The organism is Natronosalvus amylolyticus (genome assembly GCF_024298845.1).
GTDB lineage: Archaea > Halobacteriota > Halobacteria > Halobacteriales > Natrialbaceae > Natronosalvus > Natronosalvus amylolyticus.
Genome location: NZ_CP101156.1, coordinates 2690838 through 2710954 on the forward strand (window position 1 = coordinate 2690838; position 20117 = coordinate 2710954).

Annotated in this window: 20 protein-coding genes; 9 read left to right on the top strand and 11 right to left on the bottom strand. The window is 61.5% G+C overall.

What is annotated here, in order from left to right; all coding sequences use genetic code 11:
- Positions 1–153: 153 nt before the first annotated feature.
- Positions 154–1164, top strand: coding sequence for a replication factor C small subunit (locus NLK60_RS12600; protein ID WP_254808126.1), 1011 nt, complete (start codon positions 154–156; stop codon positions 1162–1164).
- A 24-nt stretch (positions 1165–1188) separates the two neighbouring features.
- Here NLK60_RS12600 and NLK60_RS12605 read toward each other — a convergent pair whose 3' ends face one another.
- The 3 genes from NLK60_RS12605 to NLK60_RS12615 all read right to left on the bottom strand — a co-directional run bounded on the left by NLK60_RS12605 (position 1189) and on the right by NLK60_RS12615 (position 5499).
- A complete protein-coding gene (locus NLK60_RS12605) occupies positions 1189–3975 on the bottom strand; it encodes a GAF domain-containing protein (protein ID WP_254808127.1) in 2787 nt (928 codons plus the stop codon).
- Between the two features lie 124 nt (positions 3976–4099).
- Positions 4100–4858: a hypothetical protein gene (locus NLK60_RS12610; protein WP_254808128.1), complete on the bottom strand. Its 759-nt coding sequence runs from the start codon at positions 4856–4858 to the stop codon at positions 4100–4102.
- Positions 4855–5499, bottom strand: a complete 645-nt coding sequence (locus NLK60_RS12615) for a hypothetical protein (protein WP_254808129.1) — start codon at positions 5497–5499, stop codon at positions 4855–4857. Before NLK60_RS12615 ends, NLK60_RS12610 begins: the two co-directional genes overlap by 4 nt.
- 264 nt (positions 5500–5763) lie before the next feature.
- Here NLK60_RS12615 and alaS point away from each other — a divergent pair, with 264 nt between their 5' ends.
- Positions 5764–8538, top strand: coding sequence for an alanine--tRNA ligase (gene alaS / locus NLK60_RS12620; RefSeq protein WP_254808130.1), 2775 nt, complete (start codon positions 5764–5766; stop codon positions 8536–8538).
- Between the two features lie 243 nt (positions 8539–8781).
- On the opposite strand, the gene NLK60_RS12625 is transcribed toward alaS, so the two are convergent.
- Complete coding sequence (locus tag NLK60_RS12625) at positions 8782–9942, bottom strand: HD domain-containing protein (RefSeq protein WP_254808131.1); 1161 nt, start codon at positions 9940–9942, stop codon at positions 8782–8784.
- 260 nt (positions 9943–10202) lie between these two features.
- On the opposite strand from NLK60_RS12625, the gene NLK60_RS12630 reads away from it, so the two are divergent.
- The 3 genes from NLK60_RS12630 to NLK60_RS12640 all read left to right on the top strand — a co-directional run bounded on the left by NLK60_RS12630 (position 10203) and on the right by NLK60_RS12640 (position 12874).
- Positions 10203–11144 (top strand): ABC transporter ATP-binding protein, encoded by a 942-nt coding sequence (locus NLK60_RS12630; RefSeq protein ID WP_254808132.1) that lies wholly within the window; start codon positions 10203–10205, stop codon positions 11142–11144.
- Positions 11141–11989, top strand: coding sequence for an ABC transporter permease (locus tag NLK60_RS12635; RefSeq protein WP_254808133.1), 849 nt, complete (start codon positions 11141–11143; stop codon positions 11987–11989). The genes NLK60_RS12630 and NLK60_RS12635 overlap by 4 nt, the downstream gene beginning before the upstream one ends.
- Positions 11990–12076: 87 nt before the next feature.
- On the top strand, positions 12077–12874 hold the full coding sequence (locus NLK60_RS12640) for an alpha/beta fold hydrolase (RefSeq protein WP_254808134.1): 798 nt from the start codon (positions 12077–12079) through the stop codon (positions 12872–12874).
- A gap of 333 nt (positions 12875–13207) precedes the next feature.
- On the opposite strand, the gene NLK60_RS12645 is transcribed toward NLK60_RS12640, so the two are convergent.
- The 7 genes from NLK60_RS12645 to NLK60_RS12675 form a co-directional block, all read right to left on the bottom strand.
- A complete protein-coding gene (locus tag NLK60_RS12645; protein ID WP_254808135.1) occupies positions 13208–13663 on the bottom strand; it encodes a DUF5807 family protein in 456 nt (151 codons plus the stop codon).
- A 61-nt stretch (positions 13664–13724) separates the two neighbouring features.
- Positions 13725–14237 (bottom strand): PIN domain-containing protein, encoded by a 513-nt coding sequence (locus tag NLK60_RS12650; RefSeq protein ID WP_254808136.1) that lies wholly within the window; start codon positions 14235–14237, stop codon positions 13725–13727.
- Positions 14238–14528: a UPF0175 family protein gene (locus tag NLK60_RS12655; RefSeq protein WP_254808137.1), complete on the bottom strand. Its 291-nt coding sequence runs from the start codon at positions 14526–14528 to the stop codon at positions 14238–14240.
- Positions 14529–14676: 148 nt separating this feature from the next.
- Entirely contained in the window at positions 14677–15177 is a 501-nt protein-coding gene (locus NLK60_RS12660) for a DUF7500 family protein (RefSeq protein WP_254808138.1), read from the bottom strand.
- Positions 15178–15208: 31 nt separating this feature from the next.
- Positions 15209–15841, bottom strand: a complete 633-nt coding sequence (locus NLK60_RS12665; RefSeq protein WP_254808139.1) for an archaellin/type IV pilin N-terminal domain-containing protein — start codon at positions 15839–15841, stop codon at positions 15209–15211.
- 3 nt (positions 15842–15844) lie between these two features.
- Positions 15845–16429, bottom strand: a complete 585-nt coding sequence (locus NLK60_RS12670) for an archaellin/type IV pilin N-terminal domain-containing protein (RefSeq protein ID WP_254808140.1) — start codon at positions 16427–16429, stop codon at positions 15845–15847.
- Between the two features lie 3 nt (positions 16430–16432).
- Positions 16433–17074 carry an archaellin/type IV pilin N-terminal domain-containing protein gene (locus NLK60_RS12675; protein ID WP_254810483.1) on the bottom strand — a complete coding sequence of 214 codons (642 nt, stop codon included), beginning with the start codon at positions 17072–17074 and terminating at the stop codon, positions 16433–16435.
- A gap of 361 nt (positions 17075–17435) precedes the next feature.
- Between NLK60_RS12675 and NLK60_RS12680 the strand changes: the two genes are divergently transcribed.
- The 4 genes from NLK60_RS12680 to arlH are packed head-to-tail and all read left to right on the top strand — an operon-like array spanning position 17436 to position 20117.
- A complete protein-coding gene (locus tag NLK60_RS12680) occupies positions 17436–18488 on the top strand; it encodes a FlaD/FlaE family flagellar protein (RefSeq protein WP_254808141.1) in 1053 nt (350 codons plus the stop codon).
- Between the two features lie 9 nt (positions 18489–18497).
- The gene (gene arlF, locus NLK60_RS12685) at positions 18498–18950 is read left to right on the top strand and encodes an archaellum stator protein ArlF (protein ID WP_254808142.1); all 453 of its coding nucleotides are present in this window, start codon (positions 18498–18500) and stop codon (positions 18948–18950) included.
- A complete protein-coding gene (arlG, locus tag NLK60_RS12690) occupies positions 18940–19395 on the top strand; it encodes an archaellum stator protein ArlG (RefSeq protein ID WP_254808143.1) in 456 nt (151 codons plus the stop codon). The genes arlF and arlG overlap by 11 nt, the downstream gene beginning before the upstream one ends.
- A complete protein-coding gene (gene arlH / locus NLK60_RS12695; RefSeq protein ID WP_254808144.1) occupies positions 19392–20117 on the top strand; it encodes an archaellum protein ArlH in 726 nt (241 codons plus the stop codon). Before arlG ends, arlH begins: the two co-directional genes overlap by 4 nt.

Below are 20117 nucleotides of genomic sequence, written 5' to 3' on the forward strand. Positions count from 1 at the left end.
CTGTCGTGTGAGAGGGTTCGCTGTCGTCTCTCCCCAGTCCGACGCTGATCGGTAGACCGTGACAACCACCCCTACGAAAAGAGGCGGACAGGTTCTCGACACTCGAGTCAGCAGTTCGGTCGTTTTATTGCCGACGCTCCCCACCTCGAGGGTATGAGCGCAGACGAGCCCGAGTCGGCGGCCACGACCGAGTCGGCAGGCGAAGAGTCGGTCGCCGGCCGCACCGAAGTCTGGATCGAGAAGTATCGACCACAGACGCTATCGGAGATCAAGGGCCACGAAAATATCGTCCCGCGGCTGGTCAGCTACGTCGAACAGAACGACCTGCCGAACCTGATGTTTTCCGGACCGGCCGGAACCGGGAAGACGACCGCTGCACAGGCCGTCGCACGCGAACTGTACGACGACGACTGGCGGGATAACTTCCTCGAGCTCAACGCTTCCGACGAGCGGGGCATCGACGTCGTCCGTGACCGAATCAAGAACTTCGCGCGCTCGAGTTTCGGCGGCTACAACTATCGAATCATCTTCCTCGACGAGGCCGACGCGCTGACGAGTGACGCCCAATCGGCCCTGCGCCGGACGATGGAGCAGTTCTCACACAACACCCGGTTTATCCTCTCGTGTAACTACTCGAGTCAGATCATCGACCCGATCCAGTCTCGATGTGCGGTGTTTCGCTTCACCGAACTCTCAGAGGCGGCCATCGAATCACAGGTGCGAGAGATCGCCGATACCGAAGGTATCGAGGTCACCGACGACGGTGTCGACGCCCTCGTCTACGCCGCAGCAGGTGACATGCGAAAGGCCATCAACGGACTGCAGGCCGCAGCTGTGATGGGCGAAACCGTCGACGAGGAAGGCGTCTTTGCCATCACCGCGACGGCCCGGCCCGAGGAGGTCGAGGAGATGGTCGAGAAGGCCATCGCCGGCGATTTTACGGCCGCCAGAGCCACCCTCGAGTCGCTGTTGACCGACCGCGGGCTGGCCGGCGGGGACGTCATCGACCAGCTCCATCGCTCAGCCTGGGAGTTCGACCTCGATGACATGGCGACGGTTCGACTGCTCGAGCGCCTGGGTGAAGTCGAGTTCCGGATCACCGAGGGCGCGAACGAACGGCTCCAGCTCGAGGCGATGTTGGCGTCGCTGGCGCTCGAAGAGTAGTCGCTGGCGCTCGAGAGCCAGGTTTCACTCGAGGCCCAGGTCTTCACCGCGGTCGGGTTCGGTCTCTTCCTCGAGTGTCTGCTCGAGGTGGTCGATGGACTGGTCCCCCGCTTCGTCACTGTGGTCGTTGTCTCCCGATATAGATTCGCTTTCTGTAGTGTATGGTTGTGCTTCGATAGTATTTGCTCCCAATTGCGAACCCTTCACTTCACCTTCGATAGCATCTCGTGAGGCTATCCTCGCTTCGGTGTCCTGAGTGTCGACCTCACGGGAATCGAGATCGTCACCCTCGAGTGTGGCCACGTCATCGTGCCCGGGTGTCGCCGAATCACCGTCAGCCCCGTCCTCGAGTGATCCCGTGTTCTCGTCACCCTGGATGACGATTTCGACGGCAGCGCCGATAAACTCGAATCTGGCACCACCGCTTTCACTCTCGGTGATGTGCACCGTCCACTCGTGGGCGTCGGCAATCTGCTCGACGATTGAGAGTCCAAAACCGGTGCCGTCGTCGGCCGTGGTGTATCCCGATTCGAACACCGTTTCTCGGTTTTCGGGCGCAATTCCAACCCCGTCGTCCTCGACGTAAAACCCGCTTTCGAACGCGCCGACGCTGATGGTCAGTTCGTCGGGCGAGCCATCGGGGTTGCCGTGGAGGACGGCGTTTCGCAACAGGTTCTCGAGGAGTTCCTCGAACCGCGAGCGGTCGGCCTCGAGGATGCCGTCTCGCTCGAGTGTGAGCGTCGCCTCGCCGGTGTTGACGACCGACCAGGCTCGACGGGCCGTATCGTGGATGGCGACGGGTTCGGTCTCGTCGATGACGTCGCCCTGTTTGGCCAGCGAGAGCAGTTTCTCGATGAGTTCACCCATACGTGCGAGGGCGTCGTCGACCTCCTCGAAGTGTTCGCGGTCGCCGGTTTCTTCGTACAACTCCAGGTAGCCTCGAGCGACGTTGAGCGGATTTCGCAGGTCGTGACTGACGATGCTGGCGAACTCGTCGAGTCGTTCGTTCTGGGCTTTTAGCGCCCGCTCTCGGCGCTTCTGATCGGTAATATCAGTATAAATGGCGTAGCCTTCGACGCCGCGTTCGCCCAGCGTCAGCGGGACGACGTTCACCAGGAAATCCCTGACTTCTGTTTTGGTTCGTCGGCGAGTGATCGCCCGGAGCGTCTCTCCTTCGCGCAAGGCCTCGTTCAACTGTTCGGCCTCGTCTTCGAGCCCCTCAGGAATGATGAACTCGTCGATGTCTTCGTCCAGTATCGTTTCCTCGTCGAAGCCGAACACCGCTTCGAACCGGTCGTTGACCGCCTTCACGGTTGGCGTATCGCCGGATAGCTCGTACTGGACGGCGGCGTCGGGGACGTTTTCGAACAGCGCCGAAAGTCGGTCGCGTTCGTCGACGAGGTCCATCTCTGCTCGGGCTCGAGCGATGGCCTCGGCGATGTGGGCACACAGCAACTCGAGCAGTTCCTGGTCGTCGTCGTCGAACGCGTTCGTCTCCTCGGAAACCGCCTGAAACACGCCGTATTCGCCGATCGGAACGGTGAGTGCCGAGCGATAGCCACGGTCGTCTTCGACCGTCTCGTCCGTCCGTACGTCGTCGATTCGGCTCGCGTTTCCGGACTGATAGGCGTCGCCGACGATTCCATAATCGCTGGGGACGCGAATTGCAAACGCCTCGTCCATCGTCTCGGAGTAGGCTCTGGGAACGAGTTCGTCGGTCGTCGTATCGGCCGACAGCAGTACACAGATATCCAGTTCGATCACCGTCTCTGCAGTCTCGAGTGCGTGCTCGAACACACCAGTTTCGTCCGTCGCAGCGGCAATTTCGGTCGCTCCCTCGTGTAACTGTGCGAGTCGTTCACGATGCCGGCGCAACGCCGACTCGAGGCGGATTCGTCCGAGCGTCTCCTCGACGTGTGCAACCAGCAACTTCGCCAGTTCGAGGTCGGTTTCGTCGTAGGCGTTGCACTCGGTCGAAATCGCCTGGAAGACGCCGACGTTCCCGACCGGGACGCTGATCGCCGAGCGATAGGCGTCGTCGTAGGGTTTCGAGTCCGGCTCCGTCGTCGCGTCTTCGATGAGAAACGACCGCCCCTCGCGGTAGGTTCGGCCGAGAATTCCCGGTATCCCCTCGGCTTCGGTATCGGCTTTCTCGCCCTCGAGCGTCCCGCTCTCGAGGCTGCTTGAGGATGCAACGACCGTGAGTCGACTGTCATCGTCGTCGGTTTCGATGGCGAACGAACAGGTGTCGAAGCCGAGGACGGCTTCTGCGGTCTCGATAGCTAACTCGAACAGCCGGTCTTCCGTCCGGCAGGCGACGATTTCGGTCGCCATTTCGTGAAGGGCGGTAATGGTTTTTCGAGGATGTCGGCCTCCGCTCTGGCTCTTCGGGATGGCGCTCGTGGCGTCTCGTTCGGCCTCACGTCGTCGACAGACCCATTCGATTTCATCAGCGAGATGAGCGAACGATCTCTCACCATGCTGGCGAACGTAGCCGTCGATGCCGTCGGTCGACTGGGCGGCACCCGGTCCGTAGCTCGCACTCGAGTACAGGACGACCGGCGTTCGGTCGCTGTAGGCGAGCAGGTCGAACAGGTCGGCTCCCTCCGCGGTCGTCGGCGTCTCTGCAAAGACGAGGCAGTCGGCGCCCTCGAGTGCGTCCTGGATGGCCGGCGGAAGGGCCCCGTCTCCGAACGGGGACTGGAGGGGTTCGACTGACAGCCCCTCCGCGGCTTCCTCGAGAGCGGTTGCTCCCGAGTGGGCCGCAGCGGTAGTAGCTGCTATGTAGCAGACGGATCTGGTGTCAGTCATTCCTTCGAGGTGCCATAGGTGTGTGGCGTAGTCACGCACCACACGTTTCGTACGAGAGTAAGGGGTAACGGTGATTAATAATCTGTTGGTTAACTCACCACTCGAGTCCTCGGCTTTTGGGTGATTAAGACTGAACGCTCGAGGACTCCGCCGTTCGCCCGTGGGTTCGTACTCGAGCGACCCAGTATCGGGTCACGAGCGTCATCGGGACCAGCCAGAGAAGGGCAAACGGAAGGTAGGCCGTCGGCAGCGTTTCGGGGGCGGCGAGGACGAACCGTCCGACGGCGATCGCTCCGACCAGTGTGAACACGGTCAGTGCGAGCAATCGGTCGGGTGTGTCCGTCGACACGTCCCAGGGACGAAGGGAGCCCGCTTCGCGGACGTCGAGGACGTACACGGCGAAGACGCCACCAGCCACACTGGTTGTCAGCGCAATCGCCCAGTCGAGTCCGAACGCGTATCGGCCCGTCACGAGTTCGCCGAGGGCGACCGGCACGAGAGGAATCGCTGCCGCTAACGTTGGCCCGCCGTTCCACGCTGCGTACAGGAACGGTCCGGCGACGATGAGCGCGGTGGCAATGGCGATCACCCACGCACTCAGGCTGTCGAACAGCCCGGTCGTCGTATCGAGCGGTTGTCCGTCCACGGTAACCGCGCCGCCCAGTGCGCTCATGGTAAACAGGAGGGTGAAGATACCCAGAATCAGAGCCGTTACCGCCGTTCTGCGAGGGACGAGGCCGACGAGTGGATGTTGCCAGAGTGGCGTCTCGAGCTCGTTGTCGGTCGTCCGTTCGCGATGACCTTCACCCGTCTGCTCGAGGTTCGTGTTCGAGGAAGTATTGCCCGCTAGCGGCTGGTCGGTGGCGTCGGTATCACCGCTCACGGCTCCACCTCGTGGATGACGGTGGCGTAGCCGTCGTGATCCGGATCCTGTGCATTCTCGAGAGTCAGTGCTCGCGGCGAGACGTCCCAGCCCTCGCCAGCGTACAGTCGAGAGAGATACTCGCGGGCGTCGGTGTAGGACTCGATGCCGTGTTTCGGCCGTGCGCCGGTGTCGACGTGGGCCTGCATCGAGACGACGCTACCGAACTGCCAGCATCGAACGTGACGGCGGCCGCTCGTTCCGTAATAGGTCTCGGCGGCCGTCGCCTGCTGTCGGACGTACACGTCGCGGTCGGCGTCGTAGGCGTATCGGGTGTACTCTTCGAGCCGTCGCACCCAGCCAGCGTCCTCGAGTGGGGCCATCACCCGTTCGAGGCCGCCGGGTGCTCGCTCGAGGTCGAACACGACGTTGATCGGCGAGGTTGGCTCGAATCCGTCGTCCGTCCGTTTGTAGTGGTATCTCGCCACGGGGGAGTCGCGCTCGTCTCGAATCGTTCCCTCGGCGTCGACGCCGTCGATCTGGAGGCGGCCGTCAGCCGACTGGACGCGACCTAGCTGTGGCTGACTGGGCGGGGCTGGGACCAACGCCACCCCCACCCCTGTCGCCAGCGCTGCCAGGACGCCACGACGGCCGAAGCCCATTCACGAAAACGTCGAACGCTCTGAAAAATAGGTTTTTTGATGTGATTTCGACACAGCTCTCGAAACGGGCTCAGGGATAGCGGTCTCGAGCGGCTATTTTTTGCTATAGGGTGTCCAATGACTTTCACCGGCTACTGTAATTCGACGTGTGGATGCTCGAGGGGTATCCACGCCGGGGTCCAGTCCTCGAGTGCCGTCGTCAAAACCGGCGTGTGGGACCGTTCGGAACTGTTTTACCGCCTGCACGGCCAACACAGCATACGAATGAGCGAGCTGGCTGCGGAATATCAACTCGAGTATTTCGAGGCGGAGGGATTCGCTCGCAAGGAGTGTCCCTCGTGTGGCGCGCATTTCTGGACGCGCGACCACGACCGAGAGACCTGTGGCGAACCGCCATGTGAACAGTACGACTTCATCGACAGTCCGGGCTTCGCCGAGGAGTACACCTTAGAGGAGATGCGCGAGGCGTTCCTCTCCTTTTTCGAGGACCACGACCACGAGCGTATCGACCCCTACCCCGTGGCGGCAAACCGCTGGCGTGACGACGTCCTCCTGACCCAGGCGTCGATCTACGACTTCCAGCCGCTGGTGACCTCCGGGCAGACGCCGCCGCCGGCGAACCCGCTGACGGTGAGCCAGCCCTGTATCCGGATGCAGGACATCGACAACGTGGGCAAGACGGGCCGACACACGATGGCCTTCGAGATGATGGCCCACCACGCGTTCAACGTGCGCGAGGACGCCGAAGACGAGTATGCGTACGAAGGCGAGGTCTACTGGAAGGACCGCACCGTCGAACTCTGTGATGCGTTGCTCGATTCGCTGGGCGCGGACATCACCGACGTCACCTACATCGAGGACCCGTGGGTCGGCGGCGGTAACGCCGGGCCGGCCATCGAAGTCATCTACAAGGGCCTCGAGCTGGCGACGCTCGTTTTCATGTGCATGGAGCAAGACCCCGACGGCGAGTACGAACTCAAAGACGGGAACACCTACTCGTTCATGGACACCTACATCGTCGACACCGGCTACGGCCTCGAGCGCTGGACCTGGATGAGCCAGGGAACCCCGACGGTGTACGAAGCGATCTATCCCGAGATGATCGACTTCCTGAAGGACAACGCCGGCCTCGAGTACACCGACGAGGAATCCGAAGTGGTGGCTCGCGCGGCTCGGCTCTCGGGCCAGCTCGACATCGACGACGTCGACGACGTCGAAGCCGCCCGCGGCGAGATCGCCGACGAACTCGGCGTCGACGTCGAGGAACTTCGAACGCTGGTCGAGCCCCTCGAGCGGATCTACGCCATCGCCGACCACTGTCGGACGCTCGCGTACATGTTTGGGGACGGTATCGTCCCATCGAACGTCGGGACGGGATATCTCGCCCGAATGGTGTTGCGCCGGACGAAACGGCTCTGTGACACCGTCGGCGTCGACGCACCCCTCGACGAACTCGTGGACATGCAAGCGGACCGACTGGCGTACGACAATCGCGATACGATCCGCGACATCGTCCGTACCGAAGTCGAGAAGTATCGGGAGACGCTCGAGCGTGGCGGCCGTCGCGTCGAACAGCTCGCCGAGGAGTACGCAGAGCGCGGCGAGGCGATTCCGGTCGACGAACTGATCGAACTGTACGACAGCCACGGCATTCAGCCCGATATGGTCGAAGAGATCGCGGCCGAGGCGGGGACTGACGTTGATGTCCCCGACGACTTCTACAGCCTGGTCGCCGACCGCCACGACAGAGCGGCCGCCGACGAAGCGGCGGCCTCGAGCGACGACGAACGCTTTGGCGACCTTCCAGAGACGGAGAAACTGTACTACGACGACCAGGGCCGTACCCAGTTCGAGGCGGTCGTGCTGGACGTGTTCGAACGCGAGGAGGGATACGACGTCGTCCTCGACCAGACGATGTTCTATCCCGAGGGCGGTGGCCAGCCGGCCGACCACGGGACGCTCTCGACCGACGAAACGACCGTCGACGTGACGGACGTCCAGATCGAAAACGGCGTCATTCGTCACCGGACCGACGAGGACCCCGGAAAGGGCGGCTTCGTCAACGGACAGGTCGACGCGACTCGCCGTCGGCGGCTCATGCGACACCACACGGCGACGCACATCGTCATGCACGCTGCACGGCAGGTGCTAGGCGAGCACGTCCGTCAGGCCGGTGCCCAGAAGGGCGTCGACTCATCGCGGATCGATCTTCGCCACTACGCGCGCGTCAGTCGAAATGACGTCAAGCGTATCGAACGCGTCGCGAACGACCTCGTCATGGAGAACGTCTCGGTGACCCAGGAGTGGCCCCACCGCCACGAGGCCGAGGCCGAACACGGCTTCGACCTCTACCAGGGCGGTATCCCGCCGGGAACCAATATCAGACTCATCCACGTCGCCGAGGACGTCCAGGCCTGCGGTGGCACACACGTTTCCCGCACCGGCGACATCGGCGTGATCAAAATCCTGAACGCCGAACGGGTTCAGGACGGCGTCGAACGCCTGGTCTTCGCCGCCGGCGACGCCGCCATCGAGGCCACCCAGCGAACCGAAGACGCACTGTACGAGGCGGCCGACGCCCTCGACGTCTCGCCCGAGGACGTCCCCGACACTGCCGAACGCTTCTTCGAGGAGTGGAAAGCTCGCGGCAAAGAAATCGAGGCGTTGAAAGAACAACTCGCGTCCGCTCGAGCCAGCGGCGGGGCGGGCGGGGAGGAGGTCGAGGTCGGCGAGACGACGGCGATCATCCAGCGCATCGACGCGGACATGGACGAACTCCGGGCGACGGCCAACGCGCTCGCCGACGAGGGCCAGATCGCCGTCATCGGCTCCGGGGCGAGTGGCGCGCAGTTCGTCGTTGCCGTACCGGATGGTGCCGAGGTGAACGCCGGCGAGGTCGTCGGCGAACTCGCCTCGAGAGTGGGCGGCGGCGGCGGCGGCCCACCGGACTTCGCCCAGGGCGGTGGGCCAGATGTGGACCAACTCGACGACGCGCTCGAGGCAGCACCTGACATCTTGCGACAGGTCCTCGACGCCTAACGTTCGACGCCGGACCGCCTTCGTCACCGTTTCTCAGATATTTGCGTCACTCGAGAGACGCCGATAGCATCATATATCATGTTATGGTATGACATGGTGCCTGTCACTGGGTAGGGGTACCTGCGACGGGCCACCCGGGCGACGTCACACCGTCCGGACCGCGAATCTCGGTTTCGACCTCCCCGCTTTTTCGGTGTTCCCTCCGCTTCGATACTCCGCCCTCCTTCACTCGAGTCCAGACACTCACTCGAGTCCAAGCACTCGTTTCGTCGCCCGCTCGACTCCCTCGAGGTCGGCCTCCGGGGCGTAGACGCCGAGTCGCCACTGGGCCCGCTGGGCGGCTTGCAACCCCTGTACGAGGGGCGATTGCTCGTGGAGGCGGCGAACCGTCCCCGAAACGACCACTCGCGTATCGGTTTCGGGCATGCTCGGTCGACCCGGACAGTCGACGATGACCGACCGGGCGGGGACGTCGGCAGCCTCGGCGATTTCTCCTTCGAACGCCCGAATCGCCTCGTCGTCGGCCTCGAGGACGGCATCGGGAACGGCCTCGATCTCCGCCCAGACGGCGCGTTTGTACAGGCGTCGTTCGGCGAGTCGCGTAGCCGTTTCGCTCGTTTGCTCACACGCCTGCAGGGACGTGAGCAACTCGGCGTCGGTCATCCGGGCGAATCGCTCAGGCGTGATGTCGGTCGAATCGAGCAATCGCTCGGCGCTACGCTCGAGCATCGACCCCGCGATACGGGAGACGTGGTGGCGATACACCGTCGCGTTCATCAGGGCTCGAGCCACGAGCAGGCTCTCGGCCGTCGCGACGTTGCCCTCCTCGAGTGCGAGGGTGCCGTCGACGAACTTGAGCACCCGAAGCAGGCGACCGGGGTCGACCGTGCCGTAGGGGACGCCAGTGTGGTGAGCGTCCCGCAGCAGGTAATCCATGCGGTCGACGTCGAGGTCGCCCGAGACGAGCTGGCCGAGTTTTCCTCGTCCGGCGATCAGGTCCGCGACCACGTCCGGGGCCAGGCCGTGGGACTCGAGGACGCCCGCGATGTCGGTCGTCTCGAGCAACTCGTGCACGTCGTCGTGGTGACGATCGAGCCGGCGCTCGATGATCCGTTCGGTCTGGTGGCCGTAGGGGCCGTGGCCGACGTCGTGGAGGAGGGCTGCGGCCCGAACGGCGTCGGCGCGTGCGCCGTCGATTCCCAGCTGGGTGAGTGCCTCTCGAGCCAGGTGATAGACGCCGAGGCTGTGTTCGAATCGGGTGTGACTCGCCGACGGATAGACCAGCCGCACCGTCGAGAGCTGTTTGACGTGTCTGAGCCGTTGCATCGCCGCGGTGTCGAGGAGGTCCCGGGCGACGCCGTCGACTTCGACGTAGTCGTGAACGGCGTCTTTGATCGCGTGCATAGCTCCTCTCGTGGCGGCGGTGACAAAATCCCAGCGAATGGGTAGTCAGGGGAGAGTGCTGGCCGCTCGAGCGTGGCTGACTGCCCCGCTCGAGGACCCGATAAAAATCCGCTTGCGGAACCGCGACGACTTTCGGCCCGACACCGGGCTGTGTCCGGGAATCTCTCTCGCCATGGAATCAGTGGTTCCACGGAAGCGAAATTAGCGAACGAGATAACGCAACTGAGTATTTATTTATCGAGGGCTGAAATCTCGCCCCAATGAGTGTCATCCAAACACGCAATCTCAGCCGTCGGTTCGGCGAGGTCGCCGCCGTCGACGGCCTCGACCTCGAGGTACAACGGGGTGAAGTCTACGGCTTTCTCGGCCCGAACGGCGCGGGCAAATCGACGACGATCAACATGCTGCTCGGGTTCGTTCCACCGACTGCTGGTTCGGGGACCATCCTCGACGCCGATATGGAAACGGAGTCACTGCAGATTCGCCAGCGAACGGGTGTTCTGCCGGAAGACTTCGGCGTCTACGACCGGCTCACGGCCCGAAAGCACGTCGAGTTCGCCGTCGACACGAAACAGGCGGCCGACGACCCCGAGGCCCTGCTCGAGCGAGTGGGCCTCGGCGACGCTATCGACCGCAAAGCGGGGGGCTTTTCGACCGGAATGACCCAGCGACTGGCGCTCGCGATGGCACTCGCGGGCGAGCCCGAACTGCTCATCCTGGACGAGCCCTCGAGTGGCCTCGACCCGAACGGGGCCAGAGAGATGCGTCAGATCGTAACCGAGGAAGTCGACCGCGGCGCGACGGTCTTTTTCTCGAGTCACAGCATGGAGCAGGTCGAGGCTATCTGCGACCGGGTCGGCATCATGCGCGAGGGCCGACTCGTCGCCGAGGACACTATCGATGGCCTGAAATCGGGCTTCAGCTCACCCTCCAAGCTGCGTGTCGGCGTAGACTCGGTGCCGGACGGCGTGCTCGAACGCCTCCGTGGACTCGAGTCGGTCATCGACGCCCGGACGGATAGTCGGTTTATCTACCTCGAACTCGAGGAGGAGGCACCGAAAGCGCCGGTGTTCTCGACCATCGAGGACCAGGGCGTGACCATCGGCGAAATCGGGACGAAGACGGCCTCGCTCGAGGACCTGTTCGCGTCGATTACGACCGGCGACCGCAGTGCTGGGAATCCCGTGGAGGTACGCCAATGACCTGGCTCCACGTCGCCCGGAAGGACTTCCAGGATGCCGGGCGTTCGCGGTTGCTATGGGTGTTGACCGGACTGTTAGTCCTGTTGATCGCGGGCCTGTCGGCGATTCCCTACGTCCTCGCGAGTGATGGCCGCCCCGCGTTCGAAAGCGGCCTCCTCTTTTTGTACTCACCGATCGGGTTTCTGATCCCGATCGTCGGTCTCATCGTGGGCTATCGGGCAATCGTCGGCGAGCGAGAATCTGGTACCATCCGTTTCCTGCTCGGCCTCCCGAACACTCGGCGTGACGTCATGCTGGGAAAACTCGTGGGGAGGACGGCAGTCGTGGCGGTCCCGACCGTGATCGGCTTCGCGGTCGGCGGCGTCGTCCTCGCACTCTTATACGAGGGGTTCGCGGCCGGTGCGTATCTCGGCCTCTTCGCGTTCACCGTGGTGATGGGGCTGGTGTACGTCGCCATCGCCCTCGGCATCTCCGCCAGCGTCGATAGCCGAGCCAAAGCACTGGCCGTGGTCGCCACCCTCTACGTCGTCGTCGATATCGCCTGGAGTTTCGTCCCCATGTCGATCTACTGGGTGCTCGAGCGCAGTTTCCCCGGGTTCGAGAACCTCCCGGCCTGGTACCTGTTTCTCGAGCGACTCAGTCCCGGCCAGGCGCTGTCGGCGATTTCGCTCACGCTCGTCGATTTCGTGGGCGCAGAGGACATCGACGTGACGGCGGCCGGCCGGGTCGCCGGCGAGGTGCCTTTTTACCTCGAGAACTGGTTCGCCTGGGTGATCGTGCTGGCCTGGATTATCGTGCCCCTTGGTGTGGGCTACCTTCGGTTCCGGGACGCGACGCTCAACTGAGCAGGGGGAGTCCAGGCCACAGCAACTCCCACCGAGGCCAGACTCGAGATCGAAATACCCGTCACTCAGCACGTGCTATCGCTCTCTATGCCAACCGTCTCCAATCGCGGGGCCTCGATCTACTATGCGACCGATGGCGACGCCGAAGGTCCGCCCGTCGTATTCGTTGCCGATGCCGGGCTAGGTGGCTGGTCCTGGGGGTGGCAACACGCCGCGCTCGCCGGCCCGTTCGAAACCGTCGTCTGGGACCTGCGGGGAACCGGTCGGTCCACCGCTCCAGCGGGCCCATACGACCTCGAGACACTGGTTTCGGACCTCGAGGCAGTCTGTCGGGCGGCGGGGTACCGACGCGTTCACCTCGTGGGGCTCGGACTGGGCGGGGCAATCGCCCTCGAGGCAGCCCATCGGACCGGACGCGTCGAAACGCTCTCCCTGGTGGGGACGGCCGCCCACGGCGACGCGTTCGACCTCGACTCGCTGCTCGTGCCGGTCGATGACGATGGCGACGACGAGACGACGGCCGCACTCGCGGACTCCCTCGAGTACGGTCTCTCGGAACCGTTCCGTACCGACCATCCCGACGTGGTCGAGGGCATCGTTGACTGGCGACTCGAGGGTGATGCCGGTAAAACGGGCCTGCAGGGCCAACTCGGCGCGCTCGAGACGTTCGACGTTCGCGACAGGCTGTTCGAGATCACCCAGCCCGCGCTCGTGTTTCACGGCACGGCAGACGAACTGGTGTCGCCAGCGGCCGGGAAAACCCTCGCCGGTGGCTTGCCACGCGGGGAGTTCGTTCCCCTCGAGGGGGCCGGCCACCTCGCAACCATCGAACGGTCGCGTGTGGTCAACGACCGACTGTTCGATTTCCTCGAGTACGAGGAATAATGTGTCAGTACGCTCGAGGGAAGGCCCACCATATTGATGTTCTCTGCGCCCCTGTACCACGGTACGCGGGGGATGGGGGGCGTCTGTCGTTGCCATATGATAGACGGCCGTCACTGCGATACCACCACCAACCACCACATATCGTATCCCCGCGTGCATTCAACTCCCGTGAGCGATGGCTCGAGCGACCCGTCGGTCCTCGACTGTCGTTTCAGTACCCCGCCACACGTTCTGGCGTGACGAACCACTCCGTACCCTTCCAACCGTCGACGGACGCGTGAAACCGGACAACAGCAATCGGTTTCACGCATTCGTTCAGGTTTGGGAAGCCACTCAGATCGTCCAGCGGTCGGAGTACGCCGTCCCACAGCGACACTGGGCGTAGGCGTGGATGACGTCGCCGTCGGCGTAAATCCCGCCCACCTCCTCGTTTTGTGCTTCGGCGAACGCGAAAATGAACTGGACGCCGTGTTCGTCGTCTTCTTCGGTCACTTCATCGTCTGCCGGCGGTTCCTCCGGGCAGGTGCCACCCGTCAGATCGCCGTCGATGATACCCTCGTGTTCCATCGCAGAGCGAGCGAATCCCATCGCGTCGGTGCCCGTCGCGGCTTTGAACGCGTTGCGCCCACGCTCGCCATCGACGACGATCACGACGCCATCGTCGACGGCCTCGCCGTACCCTGCGAGGCGGTCGTCGTCCACGTAGTCGGTTGCCAGAAAGAGCGCGACGTCCTCGAGTCGCTCGCCGGCGAGAAACGCCTCGCGGGCTGGGGTGGTCGTCTCGGTCATACCCCGGATTCGGTGGCGCGAAGGAAAAAAGACGCGAACTTGGTGCTTGGCACGATGAATTTCACTGGTCGAACGCCTCGAGTTTCCGAACGAGTTTCGTGTACAGATCCGGCGCACAGTACCAGCCAGCCTCGATCATCGAATCGATCGTATCTCGTGCTTCGGAGACGGTGATGTGGCCCCGTTTGGCACACAGGAGGACGATGTAGGCTGTTCCTCGAGTCTCGATACCCTCGACCGTTGCGGTCGTTCGGCCATAGGCTTCGTCCATCACCGCAATCGCATCGCGTGAGCCAGCACATTCGAGGACTGCCACATCGGCGTCGCTCAGGTTTGGGTTCTGTTGTAACCGGCTCTCCAACGGCGAATTATCAGCTGTGATGACCTCGAAAAGCCCGGACTCGATGCACTGCTGGATGCGGCGTGCATCGGTATATCCTGCTTCGAGACCGGTGGTGACGACCTCCGTGTGAATTTCCTGGGGAACGTAGCACTGCCCCTCGAGATTCGCGACCAGATGGAGTTGTGCAGCCTTCGCCAGATAAACCAGCGGCGTCGCGTCGAAAACCCACATTCACAGTTCCTCGAGATCGGCTTCGAGATGGTCGCCGGACACCCACGTACTGTCGTGATCGGCGACGAGTTGAGCAAACTCCCAGACCGACACCCCCGCGAGTTGAGCGGCCTTCGTGAACGTAATCTCCCCTGCAGCGAGGCGTTCGAGGGCGTGCTCGCGACGCCACTCTTCGAGGCCTTCCGCGAGCAGCTTGCGGACGCCAGTACTTCGATCTAACCGTTCTTCCTCGAGGTAGGCCTCGAGTTCCCGCTCGAGTTCGTCCGGCACTCGCGTCGATATCGTTCCCATACTGTATACTATGTGTACAACGTATACAATCGTTTCGCTCGTTCCGGTTGTCCGTAGTTTGATCACTCGAGGTACGGCTATCGCTCACCAAAACTATCATTGACCGAAGCTGTCGCTCATAGTTGTAGAATGCGTGAATTCGACGGCGTTAGCGACTCGGCGTCGCCTGCTCGAGGTCCGTAGTCGCCAGCAGCACTTGCAGTGCATCAGTCGGCGACATATCGTCGTCGAGCTGGCTGGCGTACCAGGTGAGCATCTCGGCGAACACCTCGCGGACGTCGTTGGAATCGGTCCGGAAGTGTGCGAGTTCGCCGTCGGTTTTCAGCGTGATATCGACCCCGTGGGCCTCGGACGCAGCGGCGAGTTCTGCCGTCCCACCGGCAGCCGCCGCTGGGTCGTCATCGACTGTCTCGAGCGGACCGTCTGCGTTGGAACTCGACTCGGTGGGCGGCTGACGTGTGCGTTCGTCATCGTCCACCGCGTCGAACTGGTCCGGCATCGGAATCCGGAGCTTTTCGAGGTCCGTGCTCGAGTCCGACCGCACGACGTAGCGATTCTCATCCAACTGCGTGACGGTTTCGTTGTCTGGGGTGACCTCGAGGTCGTCAGGCGTGAGGATGCTGTCGTCGTGTGTTGGATCGGGGGTCATTACAAGACTCGAATTGGATGGTCTATTGGGGTTAGACCTCAGCGATCGTTTGTTCGTCGTCGTTGATTGTCTGGGGCATGGTCACACCGTAACTGAACTTCGCACCAGACTGATCCACGATTTCGACGAATGAACTGTCTCCGGGTTCAAGAGGTTCATCAAGGTCATTATCATCGCTGAGATCGATAATAAGTGCAACACGGTCGCCAGTCTCAGTTAAGGAATCCTGAGTGGTAGGTGTATCCCCATATCCGTCGTATTCACCTGCATCGTACGTTATGAATGTGGGTGCATCAACGGATTGGTCTGCTTCTTCGTGAACTATCGTCGTACTAGTGTTATCGCTAGTGTACTGGACTGTGACGGAGGTCATATCAATGACATCTGACCCAGCAGACTTTTTCACGATGAGTCGAAGTTCATCAAAGTCGGGTTCTGTGTCGGTATTCTGTCTCTCTGCAACAGCATGGACAACTTCGATTTGGTTCGCTACCGCCTGTTGGGTTTCTGTGCCGGTGTCGGACGCCTGACTCTGCAAGGATCCAGCCGTGTTGATCAGGACACCGGCTGCAATCGCTGCAACCAGTACCATCGCTATGAATACGATGAGGGTACCGATACCCACCTGACCGCGTTTGTCTTCATCTGTTATTGTTTCGAACATGGTTTACACCTCCACAACTTCTCTTTCTCCGAATGTTGCTGGTGAAGTTACTCCGTAAGTAAATTTAGCACCAGATTGATCGATTAGTTCGACGGTAGCACTGTCACCCTCCCCGAGCGAGTAGTCGGAGGTGAATCGGGCGTTGCCATCAGTTAGGTCAACAGAGATATTTACTCGGTCACCGGTACTTGTTAGCGACTCACCATCTTCATCACCAATGATCTGGCTAGTGGTAAATCCATTATCATGCTCAAGTCCAACCGAGATGTCAGTACTCGTGTACTGAACAGTTAGCTCAGTCAGATCGATCACATCAGAACCGGCTGATTTTTTAACAACAAAATTGAGTTGCTCAATCGATTCTCCATCGTCACTTACATCTCCTGAGGCACTCACAATTTCGATTTGGTTCGCCACCGCCTGTTGGGTCTCTGTACCTGTATCGGATGCCTGGCTCTGCAAGGAGCCAGCCGTATTGATAAGGACACCGGCTGCAATCGCTGCAACCAGCACCATCGCGATAAACACGATGAGGGTACCGATACCAACCTGACCACGTTCGTCTTCGTCTGTTATTGTTTCAAACATATTTCACACCTCCACAACATCGGTGTTGTCGGTATCCCACGTAGCTGGAATTGTAACTCCGTACGTGTACTGTGCACCAGATTGATCAACGAAGTTTATTGTCGCACTAGACCCTTGATCCAGTCCGTCATCGCCTTCGATTGCAGCGACATCAATGCGGACAACGATACGATCACTAGTTTCAGTTAGTGATTCTGCCTCATCGAGTCCGGTATCATCTGTGTCGCCAGATATAACCTCAGATGCATCTGCAGTGGCAAACGAATCTGAACCACTAAAGGCATCAAGATTGGCACTTTCATATTCCAGAGTACGATCAGCTGTTGTACTCGTGTATTGTACGGTGAGTGCAGTAATGTCTATGACATCAGACCCGGCTGACTTTTTTATAGTGAGATCTATCTCGCTAACATTATCTGTTTGAGAAGGATTTACAATCCCGACTGCATTTGTAACCTCTATTTGATTCGCCACCGCCTGTTGGGTCTCTGTACCAGTATCAGACGCCTGGCTCTGCAAGGAGCCAGCCGTATTGATAAGGACACCGGCTGCAATCGCTGCAACCAGCACCATCGCAATGAACACGATGAGGGTACCGATACCCACCTGACCGCGTTCGTCTTCGTCTGTTATTGTTTCGAACATAATTGCGTACACCCTGTGCGTCGTCTCGAGCCGCACCCTTCCAACCATGAGACTGGAAACTCGGTCGCTCGCCGGTGAGCAACGGCCGCCGATTCGACGGGCACAGCCCGTCGCTTCCTGGGGGGACGTGGCGACGGGACCGTGCGTACACGGGTGTACGATGAGTCCCGTCGAATATCGGCGTGCGGCGATTTGGTCGACATCACAGTATCTGGGGATGTACCCCAAGCGAGAAATGGTCTAGTTAGGCTATTAACCTCCGTACAGTTTCAGGACTCGACTCACGTCTCGATACGCGGGCCGAATCGCCGTCCGAACTCGAGCGCACTACTATACGGACAGTGTGCCTACTCGAGAGTGAATGAACCTCGGGCTCGGTAACCTCCGTGACGCCCTCGAGCGGTTTCTCGGGAATACGGGTGGCCGCCGCGGACGCGAACGCGAGCAACAACGGCAAGCCGCTGGTGCGGACGACGACGGCGAGGAGCCAGCCGAGGCGGAAGCCGACGAGGAGCCCGAACCTAAAACTGAAGATCGACCCGACCCGGAGGAACTCGACGACGAGGAAGTGATCGACGACCTGTATCACCGGATCGACTCCCTCGAGGAGAACCTGAATCAGAAGGACGCCCAGCTTGGCTCGATCGAGGATTCGACCCAGCACGTCTCCTCGCAGGTCGAGGAAGTCAACGATACGATTCGCCAACTGCTCGGGATTTACGACCGGCTGACTGACGACGTCAACCCGTTTACGGGCGCTGGCGAGGAAAAACACGGTTTCGGCGTCTTCGATGAAGACGAAGAACCGGAGGGATTCGGGCTGGGACAGCCAGCGTCCTCGAGCGAGGACCGATCGAATCCGTTCGAAACCGAACCCGAGGAGGAGACCGTCTCGTTCGACGACCTCAAACACATGATCGAGGACGCGGCGGCCGCGAGCGGGGTGGGCGTCGAGGAACCCGACCGCGGGCAGACCATCACCTTCGACGAGGACGACGTCGAAGACACCCACGTCGAGGTGCAGGCCACCGAGAGCGTGGACGAGCCGGACGACGTGGACGAACCGGACGAAACCGCCGACGAAGCGGATGATGAGGACGAAGGCGTCACCCTGGCCCGTCTCTCGAGCACCTACGCGAGCGATATCGTGGTCTTCGAGTGGCTGACCGAACTCGTGCGAACCGGTGGTCCCGCAGCGACCTTGCGGGCGATTTCGTACTACCACGAGATCGGCTGGATCAGCGAGGACGTCAAAGCCCACCTCGAGAGCGTGCTGAGCGGCCCGGACCTGGATATGCACGTCGAGCCCGAATCGACGCCCGACGAACTGACCGCCGAGGATCACGCTGACAGTTACACCTACATCATGAAACTGCAGGAGATCCACGAGACCAAACAGGAAGTGGCCCCCTGAGGTGGACAGATGGGATTCAGCACCAGTGGCGCCGTCGCAATCCTGTTCATCGGCCTGCTCGTGGCCGTCGGCATCGTCTATCCGACCCTCGAGACGGCCCACGACCGACGCGCAGGGGCGATCGACGAACGCGATGAGCGTGCCCTCGAGTTGCGAAACGCGGCGTTCGACCTCGAGACGAGTTACGACGCCGGTTCGGAGACGGTGTCGGTGAACGTCACCAACACGGGGACGACGACGCTTTCGGTCACTGAAACCGACCTGCTGCTCGATGGGGTGTTACAGACGGAGACAGCGACGGCTGTGAACGACGATGGGACCCGGGAACGACTGCACTCGGGCGAGGTCCTCGAGATTACCGTCGAGAACGTGGCGGAGGAACCGAATCGTGCGAAAGTCGTAACCGAACACGGGCTGGCACGGGTCAGTACCGATCTGTCGGGTGATGGCGATGGCGAGTGAATCCGTCTCGAGTCTGATCCTGTTCATCGCGGCGATGTTGCTTGCGGCCGCCATCGCGGGGACACTCGTCACGAATGTCAACGACATCAGCAACTCGATTGACACCCAGAGCAGTAACGTCCAACAGCAACTCGATACCGACATCGAGATCATCAGCGACGCGGGGAGCGACGCGGTGTACGATGACGATACCGGAAACATCACCGTACTGGTCAAGAACACGGGCCAGGAGACGCTTGCCGACGACGGAACCGGCATCGACGTGCTGGTCGATGGCTCGTTCATCTCGAGTGAGAACGTCGACATCGAGGTCGTGACCGGTGAGGTCTGGCGTCGCGGCGAGGTTGCCGAGTTCACCATCGACGAACCGCTCGAGTCGGGCGAACATCGCGTCGTCGTCGACGTCGGCGGCGACAGGGAGGTGTTCGAATTCTACGTGCCATGACTGACCACTACTCACTCGGTTTGACGGAGACTGATCGCGTCAACAACGCCTTCGGTGGCGGGCTTCCGGAGGGAAGCGTCGTTGTCATCGAAGGCGAAGACGGCGCGGGGAAGAGTGCGCTGAGCCAACGGTTTTCCTACGGGATGGCGACCGAGGGGACCTACGTCACCTACATCTCGACGGAACTCGAGTCCTGGGAGTTCGTCCAGCAGATGCACTCGCTATCGTACGACGTGGTCGACCTGTTGCTCGACGAACAGCTGTTGTTCTTACACGCGAACGTCGACACTCACTCCAGAGGGTCAGAACGGCAGTTGCTGGCGCGGTTGGCCGATGCACAGACGCTCTGGCGAGCGGACGTCGTGTTCGTCGATACGCTGTCGGCACTGTTGCGAAACGACCCGAACTTCGAGGCGGCCGACCCGGAAGACGCCGACCACGTCCTCCAGCGGTTGGTCACGTTCTTGCGCCAGGTCACCTTACAGGAGAAGACGGTCGTGTTGACTATCGACCCGACGAGCGTCGCCGACGATGCACTGCGCCCGCTGCGGAACGTCGCCGACATCTACCTGGACATCGAGACGGCAGCGGTCGGTCAGGAGATCAGACGCCAGATTCGGGTGCGTCGTTTCCAGAATATGAAAAACCCGGTCGACGACTCCATCGGCTTCAACGTCCAGCAGGGCCGTGGCCTGTCGATCGTGAGCCGGACGGTGGCCTAA